At 43.0% G+C, this 20839-nt stretch carries 18 protein-coding genes; 11 read left to right on the top strand and 7 right to left on the bottom strand.

Translation table 11 applies throughout. The features are described 5' to 3' along the window. Nucleotides 1-4: 4 nt before the first annotated feature. A complete protein-coding gene (locus tag DW817_RS06060) occupies nt 5-1318 on the bottom strand; it encodes an SLC13 family permease (RefSeq protein WP_014129115.1) in 1314 nt (437 codons plus the stop codon). Between the two features lie 27 nt (nt 1319-1345). Further along, complete coding sequence (locus DW817_RS06055; RefSeq protein WP_016459958.1) at nt 1346-2236, bottom strand: DUF6282 family protein; 891 nt, start codon at nt 2234-2236, stop codon at nt 1346-1348. Nucleotides 2237-2418: 182 nt separating this feature from the next. Between DW817_RS06055 and DW817_RS06050 the strand changes: the two genes are divergently transcribed. From DW817_RS06050 to DW817_RS05995, 11 genes are all read left to right on the top strand, one after another. Further along, a complete protein-coding gene (locus tag DW817_RS06050; RefSeq protein ID WP_014129113.1) occupies nt 2419-3345 on the top strand; it encodes a LysR family transcriptional regulator in 927 nt (308 codons plus the stop codon). A 737-nt stretch (nt 3346-4082) separates the two neighbouring features. Continuing rightward, nucleotides 4083-5288 (top strand): aconitase X catalytic domain-containing protein, encoded by a 1206-nt coding sequence (locus DW817_RS06045; protein ID WP_014129111.1) that lies wholly within the window; start codon nt 4083-4085, stop codon nt 5286-5288. A gap of 1 nt (nt 5289) precedes the next feature. Next, nucleotides 5290-5694: an aconitase X swivel domain-containing protein gene (locus DW817_RS06040; RefSeq protein WP_014129110.1), complete on the top strand. Its 405-nt coding sequence runs from the start codon at nt 5290-5292 to the stop codon at nt 5692-5694. Nucleotides 5695-5729: 35 nt separating this feature from the next. Then, entirely contained in the window at nt 5730-6749 is a 1020-nt protein-coding gene (locus tag DW817_RS06035; RefSeq protein WP_016459959.1) for a TRAP transporter substrate-binding protein, read from the top strand. A gap of 62 nt (nt 6750-6811) precedes the next feature. Then, entirely contained in the window at nt 6812-7303 is a 492-nt protein-coding gene (locus DW817_RS06030; protein ID WP_120111552.1) for a TRAP transporter small permease, read from the top strand. 2 nt (nt 7304-7305) lie between these two features. After that, on the top strand, nt 7306-8577 hold the full coding sequence (locus DW817_RS06025) for a TRAP transporter large permease (RefSeq protein ID WP_120111549.1): 1272 nt from the start codon (nt 7306-7308) through the stop codon (nt 8575-8577). Nucleotides 8578-8592: 15 nt separating this feature from the next. Further along, the gene (locus DW817_RS06020) at nt 8593-9564 is read left to right on the top strand and encodes a C-terminal binding protein (protein WP_021737314.1); all 972 of its coding nucleotides are present in this window, start codon (nt 8593-8595) and stop codon (nt 9562-9564) included. A gap of 32 nt (nt 9565-9596) precedes the next feature. Continuing rightward, on the top strand, nt 9597-10298 hold the full coding sequence (locus tag DW817_RS06015) for a GntR family transcriptional regulator (RefSeq protein WP_021737317.1): 702 nt from the start codon (nt 9597-9599) through the stop codon (nt 10296-10298). A gap of 845 nt (nt 10299-11143) precedes the next feature. Beyond that, the gene (locus tag DW817_RS06005; protein WP_021737307.1) at nt 11144-12289 is read left to right on the top strand and encodes a restriction endonuclease PLD domain-containing protein; all 1146 of its coding nucleotides are present in this window, start codon (nt 11144-11146) and stop codon (nt 12287-12289) included. A 15-nt stretch (nt 12290-12304) separates the two neighbouring features. Then, complete coding sequence (locus DW817_RS06000; RefSeq protein ID WP_120111546.1) at nt 12305-14155, top strand: Z1 domain-containing protein; 1851 nt, start codon at nt 12305-12307, stop codon at nt 14153-14155. Between the two features lie 45 nt (nt 14156-14200). Continuing rightward, nucleotides 14201-14635 carry a very short patch repair endonuclease gene (locus DW817_RS05995; RefSeq protein ID WP_021737319.1) on the top strand — a complete coding sequence of 145 codons (435 nt, stop codon included), beginning with the start codon at nt 14201-14203 and terminating at the stop codon, nt 14633-14635. 24 nt (nt 14636-14659) lie between these two features. Here DW817_RS05995 and DW817_RS05990 read toward each other — a convergent pair whose 3' ends face one another. From DW817_RS05990 to DW817_RS05965, 5 genes are all read right to left on the bottom strand, one after another. After that, nucleotides 14660-15712 (bottom strand): DNA cytosine methyltransferase, encoded by a 1053-nt coding sequence (locus DW817_RS05990; protein WP_120111543.1) that lies wholly within the window; start codon nt 15710-15712, stop codon nt 14660-14662. Next, on the bottom strand, nt 15709-16041 hold the full coding sequence (locus DW817_RS05985) for a helix-turn-helix domain-containing protein (protein ID WP_021737321.1): 333 nt from the start codon (nt 16039-16041) through the stop codon (nt 15709-15711). Before DW817_RS05985 ends, DW817_RS05990 begins: the two co-directional genes overlap by 4 nt. A gap of 607 nt (nt 16042-16648) precedes the next feature. Next, on the bottom strand, nt 16649-18370 hold the full coding sequence (gene ggt, locus DW817_RS05975; RefSeq protein ID WP_120111540.1) for a gamma-glutamyltransferase: 1722 nt from the start codon (nt 18368-18370) through the stop codon (nt 16649-16651). Then, the gene (locus DW817_RS05970) at nt 18367-19740 is read right to left on the bottom strand and encodes a sodium:solute symporter family protein (protein ID WP_120111536.1); all 1374 of its coding nucleotides are present in this window, start codon (nt 19738-19740) and stop codon (nt 18367-18369) included. Before DW817_RS05970 ends, ggt begins: the two co-directional genes overlap by 4 nt. Nucleotides 19741-20142: 402 nt before the next feature. Then, nucleotides 20143-20823, bottom strand: a complete 681-nt coding sequence (locus DW817_RS05965) for a GntR family transcriptional regulator (protein ID WP_021737297.1) — start codon at nt 20821-20823, stop codon at nt 20143-20145. Nucleotides 20824-20839: the final 16 nt, after the last annotated feature.

Genomic DNA, 20839 nt, shown 5'->3' with positions numbered 1-20839 from the left:
TCTTTTAAAAGATAAAGGCAACAACGAAGTTGAACAGGGCACAGCAAATGACGCTTGTCGGTACAGCTATAAGAAGCAGCCGGTTAAAGAGCTCATTACGGTCTTCTTCTTTCGGGCTGGAACCAAGAATCAGGGATCCGCCAGAGGAGAAGGGACTAATGGCACTGGACTGTGCACCGAGTACCGTGCAGGCGAAAAGAACCGGTGCGGCAATTCCCGTAGAGCTGGCAAGACCAGGAATGAGCGGGAAGAGTGCTGGCGTTACAACACCTGTGGTCGAGCTGAAGAAGCTCATGATGGCCCCGATGATGGAAAAGGCGATTGGAATCAAGGGCTTTGGCACGTTGCTTCCGACCCAGTTGCTCAGCATGGTGATGGTTCCTGCTTTGACGGCAACGGCAATCAGCATGCCGGCGCCTGCAATCATGACAATAGTGTTCCAAGGTATTTTGGCAATGGCCTCTTTCTGTGGGGCCAAATCAAGAAGCAGGGCAATGACAGCAAAGATGATGGCAACTAGGCCAACATCAATTTTTCCCGCCATGTACTTGATGAAGGGCTGAGATGGCATAAAAATCTTAAGCAAGGGGAAGGCAAGAACAACAATCATCATGACAATCATCAAGGTCAAGGTTGTCTTTTGTTTTCCCGTAAATGCTTCAGGTTTCTTAAAGACTACCCCTTCCCCGATATTTCGATTGGCTTTGACCCCAAATTTAAAGATGGTGATCAGTAGTACGGAAAAGACGAGGGAAAAGAGAAAAATCTCCATTTCCATGGCAAAGGTATCGAGGGCTGCTAAATTCTTGTTGGCTTCATAGGCTGTGTCAGCAAGACCGCGGAAAATGACGCCTAGATTTGAGGTCGGGAAATCACCACCGCAAAGGGCCCCCGCGTTAATGGCAATAGCGCCTGTCAGCTTATCCATTTTGGATTCATCGCAGATGACCATCGTAATGGGAGCCAGGAAGGCTAGGACAGTGAAATACGTTGCTCCCATAATGGAAAGGATGACGGCTACGGCAAATAGAGCAAAGGGAAGCATACCTGGAAATTTTCGGCAGGAATAAAGCAGGGATCCTGACATCTTTTCCAGCGTCCCGTTGATTGCGGCGACATTATAGAAGAGGGATACGGAAAGGATGACAAACATTGTGCTCACAGGCCAAAAAGAAATGACTTGTTTTGGTTTGAGTCCCATGATCAGACATCCAATGATGTAGGCAAAAACAATACAAAAGAGACCGGTGTTCAGTTTGGTCTTATAACCGAGAAAAATAGCAACGGCAATGGCCGCAATGATAATGGCGCTTAACATGTTGATCAGGCTCCTTTCACAAGTCAATCAGTCTTTTACGGCACCTTCTGGTTCATCATCAATGCCGAGCAGACGGTAAGGAATGGTCTTTGTCATGTAATAGACTTGTTCTTCAGGAATTCCCGCTTCCACAAGATAGTGCATGTATTCGTAGATTTCTGTTTCCCAATCTGGATTTTCAACCTGTCCGCCATCAGTGGCCACCATGATGTTGCGATAGCCGATTTCTTTGATGAGGGTTGCATTGTCCTTGAGATTTAGGTGGTAAGGCTGACCTTTCCCCATATTTTGAGCATAGCAGCGTTCCAGAATGACATCATAGTCTTTGACTAGGCGAATCTGGTCTTCAATCGTATAGTCACAGACCCACCATTCTGGATGAGTGATGACGATTTTCTTTACCCCTGCATTTCTGGCTGCTTCGACGACAACAAAGGCTTCTTCCGGTGAAACATGGGCTGTTGCTAGAACGGCATCATGATCCTTGACGAGCTGAAAAATGTCCTTTAGTTTGGGTACAACCTTGCCATTTTCAACCAGTGTAATACCTTGATTGGGATCTTGCCCCAATTTTTCCAGATGCCTCCGGGCAGATTGGGTCGGCAGCCAAATCACTTTTGCCCCCAGTTTGAGTCCCTTTTCGACCGCTTCAGGGTTAATGCCACCGATAATTTTGTTCATGACAACGCCGCCGAACATGGTGAAATTGGTCTTGTCCCCATACCGTTTCTGTACATACTCAGTAGCAATTGCCGCACGATTGACCGTGAACCCAAGATGACTCTTGATGACGATGGCCCGCGCCCCAACACGGACGGCCGCGTCAGCAAGCTCCAAATCTGAATAGGCCCGATGACGCAGATCTGGATTGGTGTGGACATGCATATCACAGATACCTTTTAAAGAAACACGACTCATGGATTATCCCCCTTTTTTGAATGATTCGACGATTTCATGAATTCATTATAAGAAAAAGGAAAATATATAAGAATCAGATAATTTGTTATAATATGTATAGGAAAAACCGATGAATTAAATAGCGGAACGGAAAGATACTGCCTAAGAAAAACGTAAAAATCATTCGTATTGGAGGCTTATTGATGGATACCCGTACACTTTCATATATCATCGCCATCGCTGAAGAAAAGAGCATTTCAAAAGCCGCAGAACGGCTTTATATGGCCCAATCCAGTCTATCCCAATATTTGACGACCTTGGAGACGTCTCTGGGATATCCCTTATTTGTAAGGCGTCATCAGGGAGTCAGATTAACGGAAGCGGGAAAGCTCTACCTTGAATTTGCTTATCGAACAATCAATGCATATCATCAAGTCCAAGATGCTATGCAGGATATCAGTGAACTTCATAGTGGACAAGTCATCCTTGGTGTGAGCACCTTTAGAGGATCTTATCTGCTGCCACCCGTGATTACTGCTTTTGCCAACAAATACCCCGGGGTGCATGTCAATATTGTTGAGGGGGATTCTGTGGATCTAGAGTATATGCTGCAGCGCGGCGACCTCGATCTGGCTCTGCTTGTTCTCGGGAAAGCTGCAAAAAATCTTGACTCAGCGTTTCTTATGGACGATGAAATCTGTTTGATTGCGCATCCTCATCACCCCATTATGAAGAAAGTCAGGAAAGGGACTCGGCATAACCTTCAAGAGACGCCGCCTTGGTTCATTGATATCCATGAGATTTCGCAATATGAATTTATCTTAAGCGGCTATGATACCATCCTCGGGAAAAAAGCACGTGAAATATTTGCCCGCCATCATATTTCCCCGATTGTCCATAATGAAAATCTGTCTGCTTTGTTTGCGGCTTCAATGGGATCCGGGGGAATTGGCCTTGCCTTTACCTATTACAGCTCTCGGAGATATTTCCAGGGCGCTGAATTTATCTCATTAGGAAAAGATGGAACTTCTGTTGAGCTTTCGATTGCCATGCCAAAAGGTGGCTATCATTCTAAGGCCGCCTTGGCTCTTGCTGATGTGATGAAAGAAGTTTTGACTCTAAATCGGTAAACAAGATAAGAGCGATCTTCTATCTCAGCGCGAATGGTCGGTAGAGGGGTTATCAGTTGAAGGAAACGAAAAAAGGAAATCTTATTTATGTGAAAAATGTTCGATACGGATTGAACGATATTATTGGCAGTAAAAAACTGAAAACACTTGAACTTACCTTGAAAAATGAGCTTAAAAAGCTTTAATGGGATAAATTTAGACAAAAATAATAAAATGGAACATTTCATAAGATATTAAAATAAAAATAGACAGATAATAATCCTGCCGCATTTCATCTGAATTGCGGCAGGATTATTTTTCGCTATAGGGCAATAATCAGCGGAAAAAGAAATAAAAATAATGGTGTTAGTTCTGATTTCTGGGCTTAAACAACCAAAAATGGCGATTTTAATGGATTTTGTATACTGTATCACTGAATTCAGTTTCTTATTTTTAAATAACTAAATCAGTTTGATGAATAATTTTAAAACATATAGTCATAAAATAAATAAATCCTAAGCTGATCGTTATATAATAGAGAGTAAATTTAATGACTTAGATAAAAGCGAACAATCAAAAATAGGAAAATGTGTTCCTGACCATTGCATATGTTACACTAAAGTAATAAAAAACCAAAAGATAAGCCGATCGCATGTGCTAAACGTTCAAAAATTTGCTTGCCTCTTTTGTCCTCGAGTATACTGGGTGCATCAAAGATGCATTCGACCTGTATACAGCTTAAGAGGGAGGGAAAGTTGATGAAATTAACACAGGACCAGCAAGACCTATTGGATGGTAAATTTGGTGAGGGCGCAAAACTTGCCATGAAAGTCCAGGTTGCGATTGGCGAATCTTTTGGTGCGGAACGAATGGTCCCTATTACTAGAGCCCACGTAGCGCTAAGTAATCAGGACGCAGATCGCTGGCTTGCAGAAAAGCTTGCTGGATTAGGTGCTAAGTGCCGCGTTCGTCCGACGGTCAACCCCGGCTTTTGCCTAAGCTATTTTAAGAAGATGGGGGTTGTAACGAATAAGGACTACGAGGAGATGGAACGCACAGATAGGGCATATCGTGCATTGGGTGCTGAACTTAGCTATAATTGCACACCTTATATGGATACGAATGTTCCTTTGTTTGGCGAAATATGTGCCTTCTCGGAATCTAGTGCTACACCCTATGTGAATTCGATTTGGGGGGCTCGTTCCAACAGGGAAGGTGCAAATTCGGCACTCTTTGCTTCAATTACGGGGTATGTTCCTGAATATGGCCTTCTTCTTGATGAAAACCGTCATGGCAATATCCTCGTACAGGTCGAGGCGGATATTAAATGCGATGCAGACTACCATATCCTTGGTATGTGCGGGAAGAAGATTGGTCATGGGATTCCGGTTTTTGCCGGACTGCCAAAGAATATTACCAAGGAAGCGCTCCGCAACTTAGGGGCTGAACTCAATACATCTGGTTCCTATGATATGTATCATATTCCTGGATTTACGCCGGAAGCTCCTGATATCAAGACTGCCTTTGGAGGGAAGGAGCCTGAACGGGTCGTGACGATTACCAATGATGATTTGGCGGAGGTTCTTGAAAGCATTTCTCTTCCTGGTCATCAGCCGATTGATTTTGCCATGTTTGGCTGTCCGCATTTTTCTTTCCATGAATGTGATCACATCCTGAAACAGCTTAATGGTCGAAAACTTGCTGTCCCGATGTATATCCTTTCGGGTGAACATGTATGCGAGATGACCAAACGTACGGGAATCTATGATGAACTGGAGGCTCTTGGTGCCCATGTTATTCCTGATACATGCCCGGATCAGCCGTGCTGGCACTTCCTGAAGGGTAAAATCGGAATTACGGAATCCCCGAAATGTGCGTATTATCCGCAGCGCAGGGGAATCCGCTTTGTCATTCGCGACCTCGATACTTGTATCGAATCGGCCGTAGCAGGGGAGGTCAAATAACATGAAATCTTTTAAATGCCATAAAATCTCGGATGGCCGCAGCGAAGGGCCAGCTATCATTTCCACAGATGATGTCATGTTCTATCTGATTGACCCCAAAACGGGTGTTGTGATTGAAGAAGGACATAGCTTGGAGCACAAGAGTATTTCTGGTAAAATTATGATTTTCCCAAGCGGGAAAGGCAGTTCTGTTGTACAGGCTGACGGTCTTTTCCAGCTGATGAAGGAAAATTCCCAGCCCAAAGGCATGATTGTTGAACATCCAGAAACTGTGCTCGTAACCAGTGCGATTCTCTTTGAGATTCCTATGGTTTCTCAAGTTGAGCCCGAATTTTATCAAACCGTGAAGGAGGGAGACACTGTCATTATTGATGCTGATCATGAAACTGTGACCATTATGGATTGACCGATTCTAAGAGTATTTGTTAAGGAGGCGTTCCCATGAAAAGAAGCAAACTGGTTTGTTTGTCCCTATCTTTGTTGGTAAGTATTGGTTTATTGGCCGGATGTGGCGGGGAAAAGAAAGAGGCCGGCAAGGCTTCTGAAACAGTTTTAAAAATTGGTCATGTAGAACCGGAAGACCGGTCTACCCATAAAGCACTCCTCAACTTCAAAAAGAAAGTAGAAGAACGGTCCAAAGGCAGTCTCAAGATTGAAATTTATCCAAATGGTGCGCTAGGCGGCGATGTTCAGCTTTCCGAAGCGGTTGCAACGGGATCGCTCGATATGGCCTTGCCTTCCACGTCTGTTCTGACAACCTATAATGACGAATTCGGTGTCCTTGACATGCCTTACCTATTTAAATCCAGCGAAGCCGCATTTAAGGCGCTCGATGGTGATGTAGGGAAGGAACTTAACGGGAAGATTGCCTCCAAGGGAATCGATATTCTAGGGTATTCCTATAATGGCCCTCGGAGTACAACGAGCAAGGTGAAACCAATCGTAACGCCAGAAGATTTGAAGGGACTTAAGATGCGCGTCATGGAAAGTCCAATCTTCATCGATTTTTATAAAACGCTGGGTGCTAATCCGACTCCGATGAGCTTTACGGAACTTTACACAGGACTTCAGCAAGGTACGGTAGAAGCTCAGGAAAATCCACCATCCCTGACTTTTGCCAATAAGTTCTATGAAGTTCAGAAGTACTCCACTATTGATGAACATGTTCATAACTTCTTGGCGTTCCTCATTAACGATGCGAAGTTCAAATCCCTTTCTGCCGACAACCAGAAGATTCTGCAGGAAGAAGCAAAAGCATATGTAGATGAACAGCGCAAGATGGAACTTGCAGATAACGAAAAGGCCATCAAAGATCTGGAAACGATTGGCAAGCTGCAGACCAACATACTGACAGCTGATCAGAAATCTGCTATGAGAAAAGCCCTGCAGCCTATGTATGACAAGTATGAAGCTAAGTTTGGTAAGGCGCTCTTTGACCTGTGTGAAAAATATAATCAATAAGTAGGGAATAGGGGCTATTGAGGCGTCTGCTTCATAGTCCCTCTATTAGAAGGAGGACTGCTATGAAGGCCGTACTCAATAAATGGACCTATATTGAAGAAAAGGTCCTTATTGGAAGCCTGATATTCAACACTTTATTGATCTTTCTCCAAATCATTATGCGAGGTGCCTTTAATTCCTCCCTGTCTTGGTCTGAGGAATTATCCCGCTATATCTTCATTTGGCAGATTTGGCTTGGGGCTGACCTTGCCTTTGCTTACGGAGAACATATCAAAGTGGAGATGATCTATAATTGGCTTCCTGGTGAAAAAGCAAAAAATATGCTCAGAATTCTTGTAGAGGCTGTGTGGCTTGCTTTTAACATTTTCTTGGTGGTAAAGGGCGCTGACCTCTGTCAGTCCATGGTTTCTCGAAATACCCTTTCTTCTGGGATGCGGGCACCTCTTGTTTATGTATATGCAGCGCTGCCTGTGGCATCCTTCTTTTTAAGCCTGCGCTTGGTATACAGCTTGTATATTCGCTGCGTGTCCCAAAATAATGGGCGGGAGGGATAATCATGGAAGCTGTATTTTTGTTTGGACTCTTTATTTTATTGCTCATGCTCAGTGTCCCGATTGGGTACGCGATTGGTATGGTAACCCTCGTTACTATGCTGCATTTTACATCCATGCCGACACTTATGATTGCTCAAAACAGCATTGCTGGTGTGGACTCGTTTCCTCTTTTGGCCATCCCCTTTTTTATGCTCGCTGGTAACCTAATGAGCGGCGGCGGGATTGCAAAACGCTTGGTCAACTTTTTTGAATGCTTTATTGGGCATATTACGGGTGGACTTGGTATGGTCACCATTATTGTCTGCATGTTTTTTGCAGCAATTTCCGGTTCTGCAGTAGCAACCGTATCGGCAGTGGGGGCTTTCATGATTCCTCAAATGGTGGAGCATGGTTATAGCAAGCCTTTTTCCGCTGCACTGACTGCAGCAGCAGGAACCATCGGGGTTATTATTCCTCCTTCTGTTCCTTTTGTCATTTATGGTGTGGTTTCAGGCGCATCCATTACCAGTCTTTTTACAGCAGGCTTCCTTCCAGGCATATTAATGGGCGTCGCCCTTATGATTGTGTGCTTTATTGTTTCGAAAAAACGCGGCTATCGAGGCAGCACGGAACCACCCAGTGCCAGTGTCATTTGGGCCACGTTTAAGGATGCGGTTTGGGCCATTCTTTCCCCTGTTATCATTTTGGGCGGTATCTACTCCGGTAAATTTACGCCGACGGAAGCAGCCGTTATATCTGTTGTTTATTCCTATGTCGTAGGGCGTTTCGTTTATAAGGAACTGGATGGATCTTCCACCTATAAGGCGCTCAAGGATGCCATTGTTATCAACGGGGCGACGACGTTCATGGTTGGTCTGTCGACCGCCTTTGCAGCCCTCTTGACCATGGAACAGATTCCGATGAAGATTGCCGGGTTCATTACTAGTATCAGCCAAAATGGATTCGTCATTCTCCTTCTCATCAACCTGCTCCTGCTCCTTGTCGGTATGTTCATTGACAACATTCCTGCAACCATCATTTTGACGCCGATTCTGTTGCCGATTTGTAGGAAATTTGGCATGAGCCCCATTACCTTTGGCATCATGTTGACCATGAATCTTGCCATTGGGTTCTGCACACCGCCTTATGGCATCAACCTTTTTGTTGCAACAGCCATTTCAAAGGTCAAAATGGAGGCCTTGTCAAAGGAACTCATTCTGCTGATTGGTGCGCTGATTCTTGTTCTCGGCGCGGTTACGTATATTCCATCGGTTACGACCATTTTCTTGAAATAAGGAGGGTAACTTGTTATGCTGATTTGGATCATTGACGAAGAATGGAAAGACTATGATGTAGAAAAAGAAGTGCTTGAAGCAAAGTATCCAGGTGTTGAGATTCGTCATTCCACTTATGATTATGAAAAGGACCTGAAGGAATTTGGCTATCGCGCGGACGGGATTCTTGCCCAAGTGTATGCTTCCATTCCTAAAAGTACTATTGATCGGTTGGAAAACTGCAAGGGCATTGCTGTGTATGGCGGCGGTTATGACCGCATCGATGTCGCTGCCGCACGGACTAAAAATATTTCTGTAACCAATATCAGTGGGTACTGTGCAGAGGATCTTGCGGACTATGTTGTCGCAGCTATGTATTTTGTCAACAAAGGGCTGGCTTTTTACAGCCGTACGGTTGTAGAAGATGTCAAGGCGGGGAAATGGGGGGCCATGGCGGCTCTTTCACCGGTACACCGTCTTGAAAACCAGACGCTGGGTATTGTAGGATTGGGTGTTATTGGAAAGACAGTAGCCAAACGTGCTCAAGCACTGGGTATCCATGTCATTGCTTTCGATGATTTCGTAGACAAAAAAACGATGTCCAATCTTGGCGTTGAAAAAGTTTCTTGGGAAGATATTTTCAAGCGGTCTGATTATATTAGTGTTCATCTAAAAGGCTGTGATGAAAACACGGATAAGATCGATGCGGCAGCACTTTCCTATATGAAAGATACCGCTTGGCTTATCAACACTTCCCGTGGAAAGGTCGTCAGTGAAGATGCTTTGATAGATGCGGTTAAAAGTAAAAAAATTGGCGGGGCCATTCTCGACGTTATAAAAACAGAACCCCCTGCAGGGGATGAGCCCATCCTCCATGTTCCTAATATCTATGTAACTCCGCATGTATCATATATTTCCATTGAATCTTTCAAGGCACTGAAGGACCGAGCTTTGGAAAACTTGGAAAATATGCTTGCTGGCAAGAGACCTCGTGACCTAGTGAATTGATGACACCTGAGCGGTGGGAATTGGAGGCGATAATGAACACTCCCTATAAAGCAAGAAAAATCAAGAAACTGTCCCTTGCAGAAGAGGCTTACAACTATCTGAAGGAGCAGATTATCAGTGGAAAGATTCATCAAGGGGATGTCATTACAGAGCAATCCATTGCCAACGAACTGCGGATTTCAAGAACACCGGTCAAAAATGCAATTAGTAAGCTCGAAAGTGAGAATTTTGTTACGACCCTAAATGGCCGGGGAACACTTGTTAATGTACTGTCTATTGCGGATATGAGAGATATCTATAACGTGAGGACTGTTCTGGAAGTCTTGGCGCTTGAAACAACGATTCATAACTTGAGTGAAAAAATGGTTCAGCAAGCGTGTGAGAGTTTTCAAAATGCATTGGCGCTCTATAAAAAAGACAAGAGCCTTGTATCTCCGGAAATGATGTATGAACTCGATAACCAATTTCATAACATGATTGTCGATTATACATCTAACCATTATATTCGGCGGTTAATGCCCAGCTTGTCAGAACGCATCAATGTCAGGCAATTGCAGGCATACCAGATTACAGATACCTTTGAAACCAGCACGAAGCAGCATCTTGAGATTTTGGAAGCCATCGCAATGAAAAATCTGGCAAGGGCAAAACTTCTTCTGGAAGAACACCTAAAATGGTCATTTGCTGTTATGTTTGATGCATTATTACAAAGATACCAGAAAAATAATATGTGAAGTTTCCATTCTGGGTTGGTCTGGAAACGAACAAGCCGGTCATTGCAGCAGCGCTGCAATGACCGGCTTGGTTGTGCGCCCAGCATGGGCGCACTCTTAAAGGTGAAAGTTCCTAGACTGCCCTAGTCGTGGGAAAGTCACAGCCGAACACCAAAGGCAACACCGTGAGGTGGAATCTGAAGGAAGGTGCAGGCAAACCTCTGACCTGACGAACAGAAACCGCATAAGGACAATTCGGGATAGATAAAGCTACCAAACAGACCGAAGTCCCATAACGACTCGGAATCCCAAAGGGTAGATGCGGCAGGTGAATGGAGAGAAAGAGTGCGTTCTTACCCGGGGAGGCCTCACGGACATGGCCGGAGCCATGAAATTGGCGGCCGTGGCCCAAAAGACGGTATTCCTACCGAAGGAAAAAGCAAGGCCGTCGCTGGGGGAAAGAAGGCTGCTTAGCCATAGCCAAGGTCCTTGCGGGCCTGCAAAATGAAGAGCTGGAAGCAGGGCTGTCCAGCAAGTCCAAGCCCGTAGAAGCCCCGAATAGTGCGGAGCTGCGTAATGCATTGAGGAGCGCTGTGAAGAAATCTCCCATGGTTCCACACGTGGGAATTAAAAACGGGGGAATTGGTGGGATACGGAAAACAGCACAGCCATAGGTCAGTTAAGCTCCATTTTCTGTTTGTAATTAGGCTGCAACACAATCTTATAGGGGTCTCCCGAGAAAATGTTGACACATACATGAAGAAATACTTTTTATTTTTCCTACACCTTATATGCTATACTAGGGATATCATACAGAGCGCATGGACCGTGAATTTTCATGAAAAGACACAGCAAGGAGAATCGTTATGGATGTTCTATATTCTGATATCCTGCCGCTTGGCCTCAAGGATGGACAGCAAACTATTGCGGAAACAATTAAACATCAAATGGAACTGGCTGATGAAGTTCGGATTGCAGTGGGGTATGTTTCCGCTGCATCCTTGGATGAGCTTGATCAGATGGTGGAATCCTGTAGCATCAAGCGGATTTCTTTGGTTATGGGAATGTATTATACAGAAGGCATGAATGAAAGAGCCTATCGAAGGGCAGTCAAACTTCACCAGAAATGGGCTGCTGGAAAAATTGGGTCCGTAAAGGCCGTTCTTCCTTTTAAATATCATGGTAAAGTTTACTGTTTTTATCAAAATGGGCAGCCATTTTCAGCTGTCGTCGGATCAGCCAACTTGGGCGTCATGAAATTGGAAGCGGGCAATCGCAGACAGTATGAGCTTTCTGTTTTGATTGAAGATAGAGCAGCACTGGCTGAAATTGCAAGGCATGTGGAGACGCTTGCCGAATCTCGCTGTTCCCAAAATATTGATGAAATCAAGGATATGCCGATTATTCGGGAACACAATAATTCTTTGAATCAGGTTGAACTTGTGGAACCGTTGGCTCCTAATATGGTGGAATATTACCAAAACCGGGACAGCAAGATTTCTTTTTATCTCAAACTCAAAGTTCCTAAAGCGGCTGAAAGATTTCTTGATGATGGCAAGCATTATACGAAGTCAAACATCAATGTTTGCTATGCGGCACCGAGGAACAAAAGAAAAGCCCGTGATTGGTTTGAAACACAGCTGACCGTTGGTGCAGATATTTACCATCTTGAAGGCTATCCACAGAAAAATCAGCCTTTTTTCATCGTTACTGATGATGGGTATTGGTTCAAGGGTCATACGACAAGTGACAACAACAAGCAGTTTAGTGCTGTTGGTGATGAGCTTATTATGGGACGGTGGCTGAAGGGTAGACTCGCAGCTGCTGGTTTGGTTGCGCCTGTGAACGATACGTCTAAAGATGAACAGAGGCTGGGGATGATTACCGAAGAAATGCTGGCTGAATATGGCTGTGACCGGCTCCTCTTCCAGAAAACGGACAAGCAGGCCGCTGATGAAGATGGGAATATGCTGGATGTCTGGACGCTTGCTTTCACGAGTGATAAACAATAATGTCGAGGTGTTATTATGCCGTATTTAGATGCTTATTTACAAAATATAATTGACCGCGGCAATCTTAAATTAGCTGAGTCTGTGAAAGAGACTGCCGAAAATGTAGGGAACAAGTATTTAAAGACCTTTTCTTTTACGGAACACAAGATCGGACTGCTCCTAGGCAATATCCAATCCGGTAAGACGGGCCAAATTTTTGGCATTATGTGCAAAGCCGCAGATCTTGGATTTCCTGTCTTTGTACTGCTGACGACAGATAACGTCGTACTGCAGCAGCAGACCTTGGACAGAGTAAAAGCCGACCTTGTCGGTTTTTGTGTATGTGGGGAAAATGATGCGGCTCTGTTTGCCGAAAATAATCTGGTCAAACCTACTGTCATCGTCTTAAAGAAGAATGCTCGTATATTGAAACTGTGGTCCAATATACTGGGCGCGACGGGCTTCATGAAGGGCAATCCGCTTTTTGTAATCGATGATGAAGCCGATGCGGCATCCCTCAATACCATGGTGAATCAGGGAGAACAGTCTTCCATCAACAAGTATCTTGATAAAATCAAGAATGATTCCTCGAGCAGTATCTATCTGCAGGTCACGGGAACGCCTCAGTCCATTTTGCTTCAGACCATGGAATCTGGCTGGCATCCTTACTTTATCTATTACTTCAAGCCTGGAAGTGCCTATTTAGGCGGTGATTTCTTTTTCCCGGGAACGGGGAATCCGGAACACGTTGCCTTCATCGATACACTGGAAAACCCTCTGCGCGAAGTTGTTGTTAGACATTTGGCCGTATCTGCCCAGATGCTCTCTTCCGGCGGAACTGTCTGCAATTGTCTCTTTCATCCAAGCGTGAGAATTTCTGTCCATGAAGATTTTAAAGAAGAGGTAAAGAAGGAACTGGAATGGTGCAGCAGTCATTTGAATAACGGATTTAAGGCCTATTTCGAAAAAGCCTGGAGCACTTTTTCTCCGGCAAAATCTGAGAAAAAGCCTCTTGAGGAACTCTTTGTCTTTGCATCGGAACTCCTGAACGATCCAGAGAAAATCAAGGTCCTCATTATGAACGGCAGATCAGAATGTGAAAGCAGCGACTACTCTGAAGGCTGTAATTTTATTATCGGCGGGAATACGCTTGGACGCGGTGTTACTTTCCCAGCTTTGCAAACGATTTATTACACGCGGACCAGCAAAAAGCCACAGGCCGATACAATGTGGCAGCACAGTCGTATGTTCGGATATGACCGGGATGCGGGGATGATGATGGTTTATATGGATGAGCATTTGTACAAACTGTTTGCCGATATCAATGCGACGAATAACTCGATCATTGCTCAGGTGGAAAAGGGTATTGATGACATCAAAATCTATTATCCTGATGGGCTGATGCCAACAAGGAAGAATGTTCTTGATAATGATCACGTCCTAACTGTTACGGGTGGAACCAATTATTATCCTTTCCATCCGGATAATGATGATATAGACGCTATTTCGGATCTTCTCAAAAATTTTTCGGAGAAGGAACCTTATTATCAGGTCAGCCTGCGAATCATGAAGGCCGTTCTTTCCCATATCATTCCCAGCCCTGATTTTCATATGAAGGCATTCCAGTCTGTTCTTAATACACTCCTTGCAGAGCGTCCGGCAGCGCAGGGAATCCTGCTTGTCAGACGAAATAGAGATGTGGCACAGGGAACTGGTGCCCTGCTTTCCCCGAATGACTGGCAAATCGGGAAATCCTTTACGGATCGGGTTGTTCTTACTATGTATCAAGTAACGGGAACAAAAGGCTGGCACGGAAAGCCTTTATGGGTCCCGAATATCAAGCTCCCTGACGGGGCTATATATTATGATTTAGTTGATGAATCCTAATGAACGCATTGGAGCGATAAGGCCGCGAAAGAAAGCGATTGGAATATGGCGGATAATCATACGAAAAAACAGCGCAGTATGAATATGTCGCATATACGGAGTACAAATTCAAAGCCTGAAGAAACGGTTAGAAAATATTTATTTTCTCAGGGACTCCGATATCGAAAAAATGTCAGGAAGCTGCCTGGCTGTCCTGACATCGTTTTGAAAAAGTATAGAACAGTGATTTTCGTAAATGGCTGTTTTTGGCATCATCACGACTGTGGGAGATTTGTCTGGCCATCGACTAATGAGGAATATTGGCATAAGAAGATCGACCGCAATGTTGAACGGGATAAGGAAGACCAACAGGCTCTTGAGGAGTTGGGCTGGCAGGTTCTTGTCATCTGGGAATGCCAGCTGAAACGAAAAAATGCACTAACGAATTTGCAGAATCTCTATGAGAAAATCGTAAAAAATCCTGAAAATAGAACCAAATGAGTTCTGTTTCCAGGATTTTTTCTTTTATTCATCAATATTGGGCTTTTCAAATTTATATTCAATTCCGGCAAAGGATTTCAGGATAGCTTCGAAAATTATTTTGGCGCCGCGGCAGGGGACTGCCATTCCAATTTGTTTGCGGACATTCTCCTTGCTGCCTTCAAACACATAGGTATCAGGAAATGTCTGCAGACGGGCGCGTTCCCGGTTGGTGAGGGCTCTGGGTTCCGACCAATGATAAATATGGGTTCCGCCACCACCGCTTCCCGTTACTGTATAAGAAGGCTTGGTGGGGTCGAGCCGTTTATAGATCTGACTGATTCTTGCCCCTTTGATATTGAGCTTCAGTTCCGGCGGAAGGTTTGCTGTGAAGGCGTTTTCTCCCGGTTTGATATATCCCAGTCTCTTTACGACCGTAGCGGATTGTTTTGTAAGCTCATTGTTGGGCGCATCTTTCGGAATAGGCGGTTTTTCAATAGCTGTACGGCACGTGTTATCAACGTTTGCATAAGGCGCAGGAGAGGGGACATGGTACGTTACGTCGAGATCATTCCGAATCCCTACGATAATCACTCTATGTCTTGCTTGCGGAATACCGTAATCTTCAAATTTGTAGAGGTTTGGCGTCAGAGTATAGCCAGCTTCGCGGAGTTCTGCCAAAATTTTTGTGAAGGCCTTTCCTTCATTGGCATTTCTTAGACCGCCTACATTTTCAGCCAAAAACCACTGCGGTTTGAAGAGTTTCAGTGCTTTGACGCCATATGAATATAAAGGACCAAAGATGCCGTCCATGCCCTTTTGCTCGCCTACGACACTGTAGTCGTTGCAGGGAAAGCCAAAAGCTAACGCGTCAATAGGAGCAAGTTGGGTCATATCAAATTTGCGGATATCTGCATGGTAAACGGTTCCCGGTTTATCAGGACAGATATTCCGTCTGTACGTGTCGCACGTGCTTTCATCATAATCGTTGGCCCATTGATGAACAATGCAAAAATCTGGATTTCCAATATCAGCGTGCGTTGCGCCCCAGGCAATACCGCCGGGTCCGCAGAACAATTCTCCCAATCTATAAATCATTTGCCTGTTCCTTTCTTCTTAGCGAGGTGACTGATCAGCCACTGGATATGTTCTCTTTCTTCGTCGTCTAATTCAGATACATCGGAAAATACATGCTGATAGATTTCAATGTCCTTCTTATCCAAAAAACCGGCATCCAAAAAGAGCGAAATTACAGGAAGGTTATACAGCGTTCCGAGCTGTTTTAGGTCGCCTGCCTGACAGGGGTACTGACCATTTTCTATTCTGCAAAGTCGGGAATCGGTAATCCCCGTTTTTACAGACACTTCTTTCAGTGAATATTTTAATTGCTCTCGGCGCTCTTTTAAGCGTTTTCCCAAATTATTCATATTGCACCTCACATGATTATAATAGCAGCAATGCTGCACTGTGTCAATAATATTGACTTATTGCTGCGATTTTGCAGCGATTGTGCGTTTTCGTTTCGTCTTGGAAAATATAGGAGAATGCGAATTCATTAGCAATCTTGAATTACTTTCAATAATTAAAGATTATTTACATACAATTTGTTCATACTTTTTTCCCTTCTAGAAAAGCCCCAATTGCTAGAAGACGAAGCCTTGAGAACTTATCTTAGTTCAACAAGTGATTTGAATGAAGGAAATCTTTGAAAACATTGGAAGACACTATGAACGAGATACCAGATGATAAGGTTTCATGCAATTCTGGAGCGGAAAGTGCATGGCGAATTGCCGAAAAGAACCATGAAGAGTGGCCTTTATGCTGAACTTGATCCTTACTAACAAAGAAACAGCCCGTCATGGCTATATAACCATGACGAGCTATTACAAGCAAGTTTGTAAAAACTAGGAAACTGCTGTGTACCGAACAGTACGTGAGAGATCGGGATTTCATTTAGGAATCCCCTCTCCTACTCAATTATTGCTTCTCTGCCTTTTTAAAGATTCGTCACATTGTTGTGTGGCTGATGAATATTTAGATATCTTCCTGACAAATGCCTTCGAGAATTATGTGATTACTACTAGTTAAAGCGCCACCACATCCATCAACTCGCTTTGTTCCGGCTGCAAAATATTCATTGTCAATTCTCATAACACTGTTAAGCATCGTACTCATTGCTTGATCGATAGGCACTTTTACAATAGAGTGTCCCATGTTCCGTAACAAATCTAGAGTATCTTCAGAAATGCCACATTCAACTTCCAACCCTTGTGCTTTTGTCAAACAGTTGACATAGGGCATGTTGACCAGTGTTTCAGGGGACATGTGATAATCGATGGCATTAACAATGCCTTGAACAATTCCCGTTATAATTCTGGGACCACCTGCAGCACCAATGGCAAGTATCGGTTTACCATCTTTGAAGGCCAGTGTTGGAGACATGCTTGAAAGCGGTGTTTTGCCACCTTCAATAGCATTTGCCATCCCATATGTAAGACCTTGACTAGTGAGGGCGCCAACAGCTGCCGAAAAGTCTGACATTGCATTATTAAGAACAAATCCAAAACCGTCTACAACAATGCCGCTACCAAACCAATCTCTAACAGTCTGAGTCTGAGAAAATGCGTTACCATACTTATCCATTACGACAAAATGAGAGGTATTTCCAGGATATTCTTTGGGCGTAATACTTTCAGCACTCTTATATTCATTTGCAGAATCTGTTATTAATGCAGCTCTTTGGGCAGCAAATTCTTTACTTGTCAAATAATCGGTATCAATATCTACAAAATCAGGGTCTGCTAGGGCTACACTACGATCAGAAAAGCCTAATTTCATTGCTTCAGCAAGTGTATGCAGAGTTTTGGCGGTATTATGACCTGTTTTACGAATATCCTTGTTTTCAAGGATATTGAGCATTTCAATAACGGCACATCCACCACTAGGAGGTCCAAAGGATACTATATCGTAATTGTGGTAAGAAGTTTTTACAGTAGTCCTTATTTTGGGCTCATATTTTTCTAAATCTTGGAGTGTAAAGCACCCCCCGCGTTCATTGATTACGTCGACCATTTTCTTAGCAATATCTCCAGTATAAAAATAATCGACGCCTGTGGTAGCAATTTTTTTTAATAATGTTCCTAATTCGGGATTTTTCTGTACTTCTCCAAATTTATAAAAGCTCCCATCTCTTTTTAAATATAGTCTACGAAATGGTTCGGAAAGCTTCAGCTTTCGTTCCACTGAGTCGTCATACATCGTAAGGGAACCTGTATAACTCGTACCAAATCCTTCAAGAGCACAAGTTATTGCTGGTTCACATACTTGCTCAAGGGACATTGTCCCATAGTTCTTTAGAATTGTATCCAATGTCCTAAGTAATCCAGGTAATACAACTGATTGTCCACTAAGATCTTTCCAGTCATCCTGCACTTCGCCATCTTTTATGAAAAGATCTGAAGTCGCTTTTTGGGGGGCAATCCCTCTACCATCGAGCGCAATTACTTCATTATTCTTTGCAGAATAAAGAAGTGAAAAACATCCACCTCCGATTCCGGAGTGATGCGGTTCTACAACAGAAAGGGTTAGGGAAACTGCAACTGCGGCATCAAAAGCATTCCCACCTTTAGCTAGAATAGATAGCCCAGCACGTGTTGCATAAATGTTATTGCTGCTAATGGCTCCACAATCTCCATGTGCTACTGGTTTTCTCCAACATGAAGGCCACATATAGATTGCTTTTTTTTCTTTATTCATACTCTCACCTTCTTATAAGTCATTAGAGAAACGATAATGCCGACTGAATAGGTTACTAATACCACCGGATAAACTGCTTCTAACTTATCTGTTAATCCAAGAAGCATCCAACTGATTCCTACTATCATTCCACAAAGCATACTCCAAAAGGCACCTTGCTTGGTGGCTTTTTTCCACATTAACCCAGCGAGAATGGAGAAACTTACCGGTGCAGCGGCAACATGCTGCAATGTTAAAAAGAGATTTGTAAGCGAATTGCTGGGAATCAAGTTTGCCGGAATAAGTGTTAGGAAAGCAAATACAAAGGTGATGAGCTTTGAAATCTTTAAAACTTGTTTATCTGTTGCATTGGGATTGATTTCTGTTTTGTAGACATTTGTGATGATTGTACCTGTAGCAAGCATCATAGTAGCCATTGTTGCAGCAATAATCATCGTTGCAAAGGCAAACACAATGCCTGCGAATAAAGGTGACGAGAAGGTTTTAATCGCATATGCAAATGCAGTAGTTCCGTTTCCAAGATTTGCACCGGAGGCCTTTGACATCATTCCACACAATGCAGTCAAGATGCAAATTGGTGCGGCAATAACGTAACCTAAAATTGAACCTTTTGTAGCAGCTTCAGGATCTTTTGCTGATAATAGGGGTTGGAGTACAGATTGCATGACAGCCGTGCTTATGCATCCACCCAAAATCCAAGCAATAATACGATGGAGTGGCATATTAAACACATCATTGTACTCTGCGGGGAGTTTGTCAATTAATCCATTGTATCCGCCAACTTTTGGTAGGTTAATGGCAACGAATGCAATTAATAAAATATAGATCCCGATGCAAACGACTCGACCAACGGCAGAGGCACCCCTCATACCAGAGAAACTGGTATAGATAACGGCAATCGTTACGCCGATAAACATTGCAATACTCAAGTTCAATCCAGGTAAAACTATTTGAATGATACTGGAAACGGTTTTTAGCTGAATCGGAATGTACAAAAAACCATAAACAATCCAGGCATAAGAGTATAATCTGGTTGTTCTAATATCAAATTTTGCCTGTAAGTACTCAGGAACCGATTGCCCTGGCATGTTTTCTCGAATCGTTTTTGCAAATAATGCTAAAAATATAAAGTAAAATGATCCTGCGATAGAATACCATGAGCCGGCAATTCCAAGATTGTAGCCATTTTGAGCCGCTCCTACAATGGCCATACCACCAACTTGCCAGGCAGCAAATACACAGCCTAGTGATAGAGCACTGAGTGTCTTATCACCACCGGACCATTGGTTCGAAGAGGTGATCTTTGTTCCGGCATAAACCCCTATCCCAATAATGAGACAGAAAGTTATGATCCAAACGGCAACTAACATTTGTATCACTCCTTTTTATGTTGTTACGACCTCGTTCCTATCTCGGTATAGAAACTTAGGCGTAAAAATCAGATATAATATATTTAGTTTTAATAAAGTTGTCATAAAAACAAAAAAGAAATATATTACAATCCGTCTATTTCCTAAAGAATAATTTATATTTTTCGGAGTGTCAAACAAAAAATAAATTTATTTACAAACAAGATTATTACAAAAGTAATATATTACTTTTGTAATAAAATACGAGAAAAAATATTTATTCTTTCCGTGATATATGAGGGGAAAATTCGGGTGGGGTGGTATTCCATATTTTATTGTTTGTTGCGAAAAGAAAATGGTAAAAAAAGAGCTGCAAAAAAATGAGATCTTCATTTCTTTGCAGCTCTTTTCCTAAAGCAGCATTTATATATTATGCCAGTATTGTGATAACGTTCTTTTGAAAGATTTATTCAAATGTTTAATCATCATATTCTTTGCTTTATTGCTATTATGAGATTCTATGGCATTAAAAATATCATTATGTTCATTAAAAACTTTATGGCTATCAATTGAGTTGCTGTACACAGATTTAACTTCAAAACGAAGGTAATGGTCAAGAATATTACTGCAAAAAGTTGAAATAAAAGGATTATGGGTACTTTGAGCTACTGCTTTATGAAATCCATGATCAAGTCGATAAAGATATTGTGGATCTTGAGAAGGCAAGGCTTCTTCAAGTTTTATTATCCAATTTTTCATGGAAACAATATCTTCAGAAGAGGCCTCTTTAGCTGCAATTGAGGCAGTGAGTCCCTCAATCCAAATTCGAGCATTGAGAATGTTTTCTGCTTCTTCTTTTGATACTGGTTTAATGAGTACGCCCCGACCCCGACAGTATGAAACGTACCCCTCATTTTGTAATTCTAATAAGGCTTCTCTTAATGGTGTTAATCCAATTCCCAAATCTTGCCGAATATTTTCTTGTGAATAAATAGCTCCAGTTCGAAAATGGTTAAATAGGATGGCTTCTTTTAGCTTTTTATAGGCTTGCTCTTTAAGGGACAAGGTGCTCTTGTGTTTTGAATTGTAACTATTGGAAATCATATAACCACATCCTTTT

Source organism: Acidaminococcus sp. AM33-14BH, assembly GCF_003603525.1.
In the GTDB taxonomy this organism is placed as follows: Bacteria; Bacillota; Negativicutes; order Acidaminococcales; family Acidaminococcaceae; genus Acidaminococcus; species Acidaminococcus intestini.
Note: the sequence above shows the minus strand (reverse complement) of the source record. Positions and strands in the feature narration are given on the sequence as shown.

What these genes read in the sequence shown, in the direction of transcription:
- DW817_RS06025 (WP_120111549.1), top strand. Translation starts at nt 7,306, where the DNA reads ATGGAAGCTGTATTTTTGTTTGGACTCTTTATTTTATTGCTCATGCTC.
- DW817_RS05985 (WP_021737321.1), bottom strand. Translation starts at nt 16,041, where the DNA reads ATGAATAATTTGGGAAAACGCTTAAAAGAGCGCCGAGAGCAATTAAAA.
- DW817_RS06055 (WP_016459958.1), bottom strand. Translation starts at nt 2,236, where the DNA reads ATGAGTCGTGTTTCTTTAAAAGGTATCTGTGATATGCATGTCCACACC.
- DW817_RS06015 (WP_021737317.1), top strand. Translation starts at nt 9,597, where the DNA reads ATGAACACTCCCTATAAAGCAAGAAAAATCAAGAAACTGTCCCTTGCA.
- DW817_RS05965 (WP_021737297.1), bottom strand. Translation starts at nt 20,823, where the DNA reads ATGATTTCCAATAGTTACAATTCAAAACACAAGAGCACCTTGTCCCTT.
- DW817_RS05970 (WP_120111536.1), bottom strand. Translation starts at nt 19,740, where the DNA reads ATGTTAGTTGCCGTTTGGATCATAACTTTCTGTCTCATTATTGGGATA.
- DW817_RS06000 (WP_120111546.1), top strand. Translation starts at nt 12,305, where the DNA reads ATGCCGTATTTAGATGCTTATTTACAAAATATAATTGACCGCGGCAAT.
- ggt (WP_120111540.1), bottom strand. Translation starts at nt 18,370, where the DNA reads ATGAATAAAGAAAAAAAAGCAATCTATATGTGGCCTTCATGTTGGAGA.
- DW817_RS06020 (WP_021737314.1), top strand. Translation starts at nt 8,593, where the DNA reads ATGCTGATTTGGATCATTGACGAAGAATGGAAAGACTATGATGTAGAA.
- DW817_RS05995 (WP_021737319.1), top strand. Translation starts at nt 14,201, where the DNA reads ATGGCGGATAATCATACGAAAAAACAGCGCAGTATGAATATGTCGCAT.
- DW817_RS06050 (WP_014129113.1), top strand. Translation starts at nt 2,419, where the DNA reads ATGGATACCCGTACACTTTCATATATCATCGCCATCGCTGAAGAAAAG.
- DW817_RS06030 (WP_120111552.1), top strand. Translation starts at nt 6,812, where the DNA reads ATGAAGGCCGTACTCAATAAATGGACCTATATTGAAGAAAAGGTCCTT.
- DW817_RS06005 (WP_021737307.1), top strand. Translation starts at nt 11,144, where the DNA reads ATGGATGTTCTATATTCTGATATCCTGCCGCTTGGCCTCAAGGATGGA.
- DW817_RS06060 (WP_014129115.1), bottom strand. Translation starts at nt 1,318, where the DNA reads ATGTTAAGCGCCATTATCATTGCGGCCATTGCCGTTGCTATTTTTCTC.
- DW817_RS06035 (WP_016459959.1), top strand. Translation starts at nt 5,730, where the DNA reads ATGAAAAGAAGCAAACTGGTTTGTTTGTCCCTATCTTTGTTGGTAAGT.
- DW817_RS06040 (WP_014129110.1), top strand. Translation starts at nt 5,290, where the DNA reads ATGAAATCTTTTAAATGCCATAAAATCTCGGATGGCCGCAGCGAAGGG.
- DW817_RS05990 (WP_120111543.1), bottom strand. Translation starts at nt 15,712, where the DNA reads ATGATTTATAGATTGGGAGAATTGTTCTGCGGACCCGGCGGTATTGCC.
- DW817_RS06045 (WP_014129111.1), top strand. Translation starts at nt 4,083, where the DNA reads ATGAAATTAACACAGGACCAGCAAGACCTATTGGATGGTAAATTTGGT.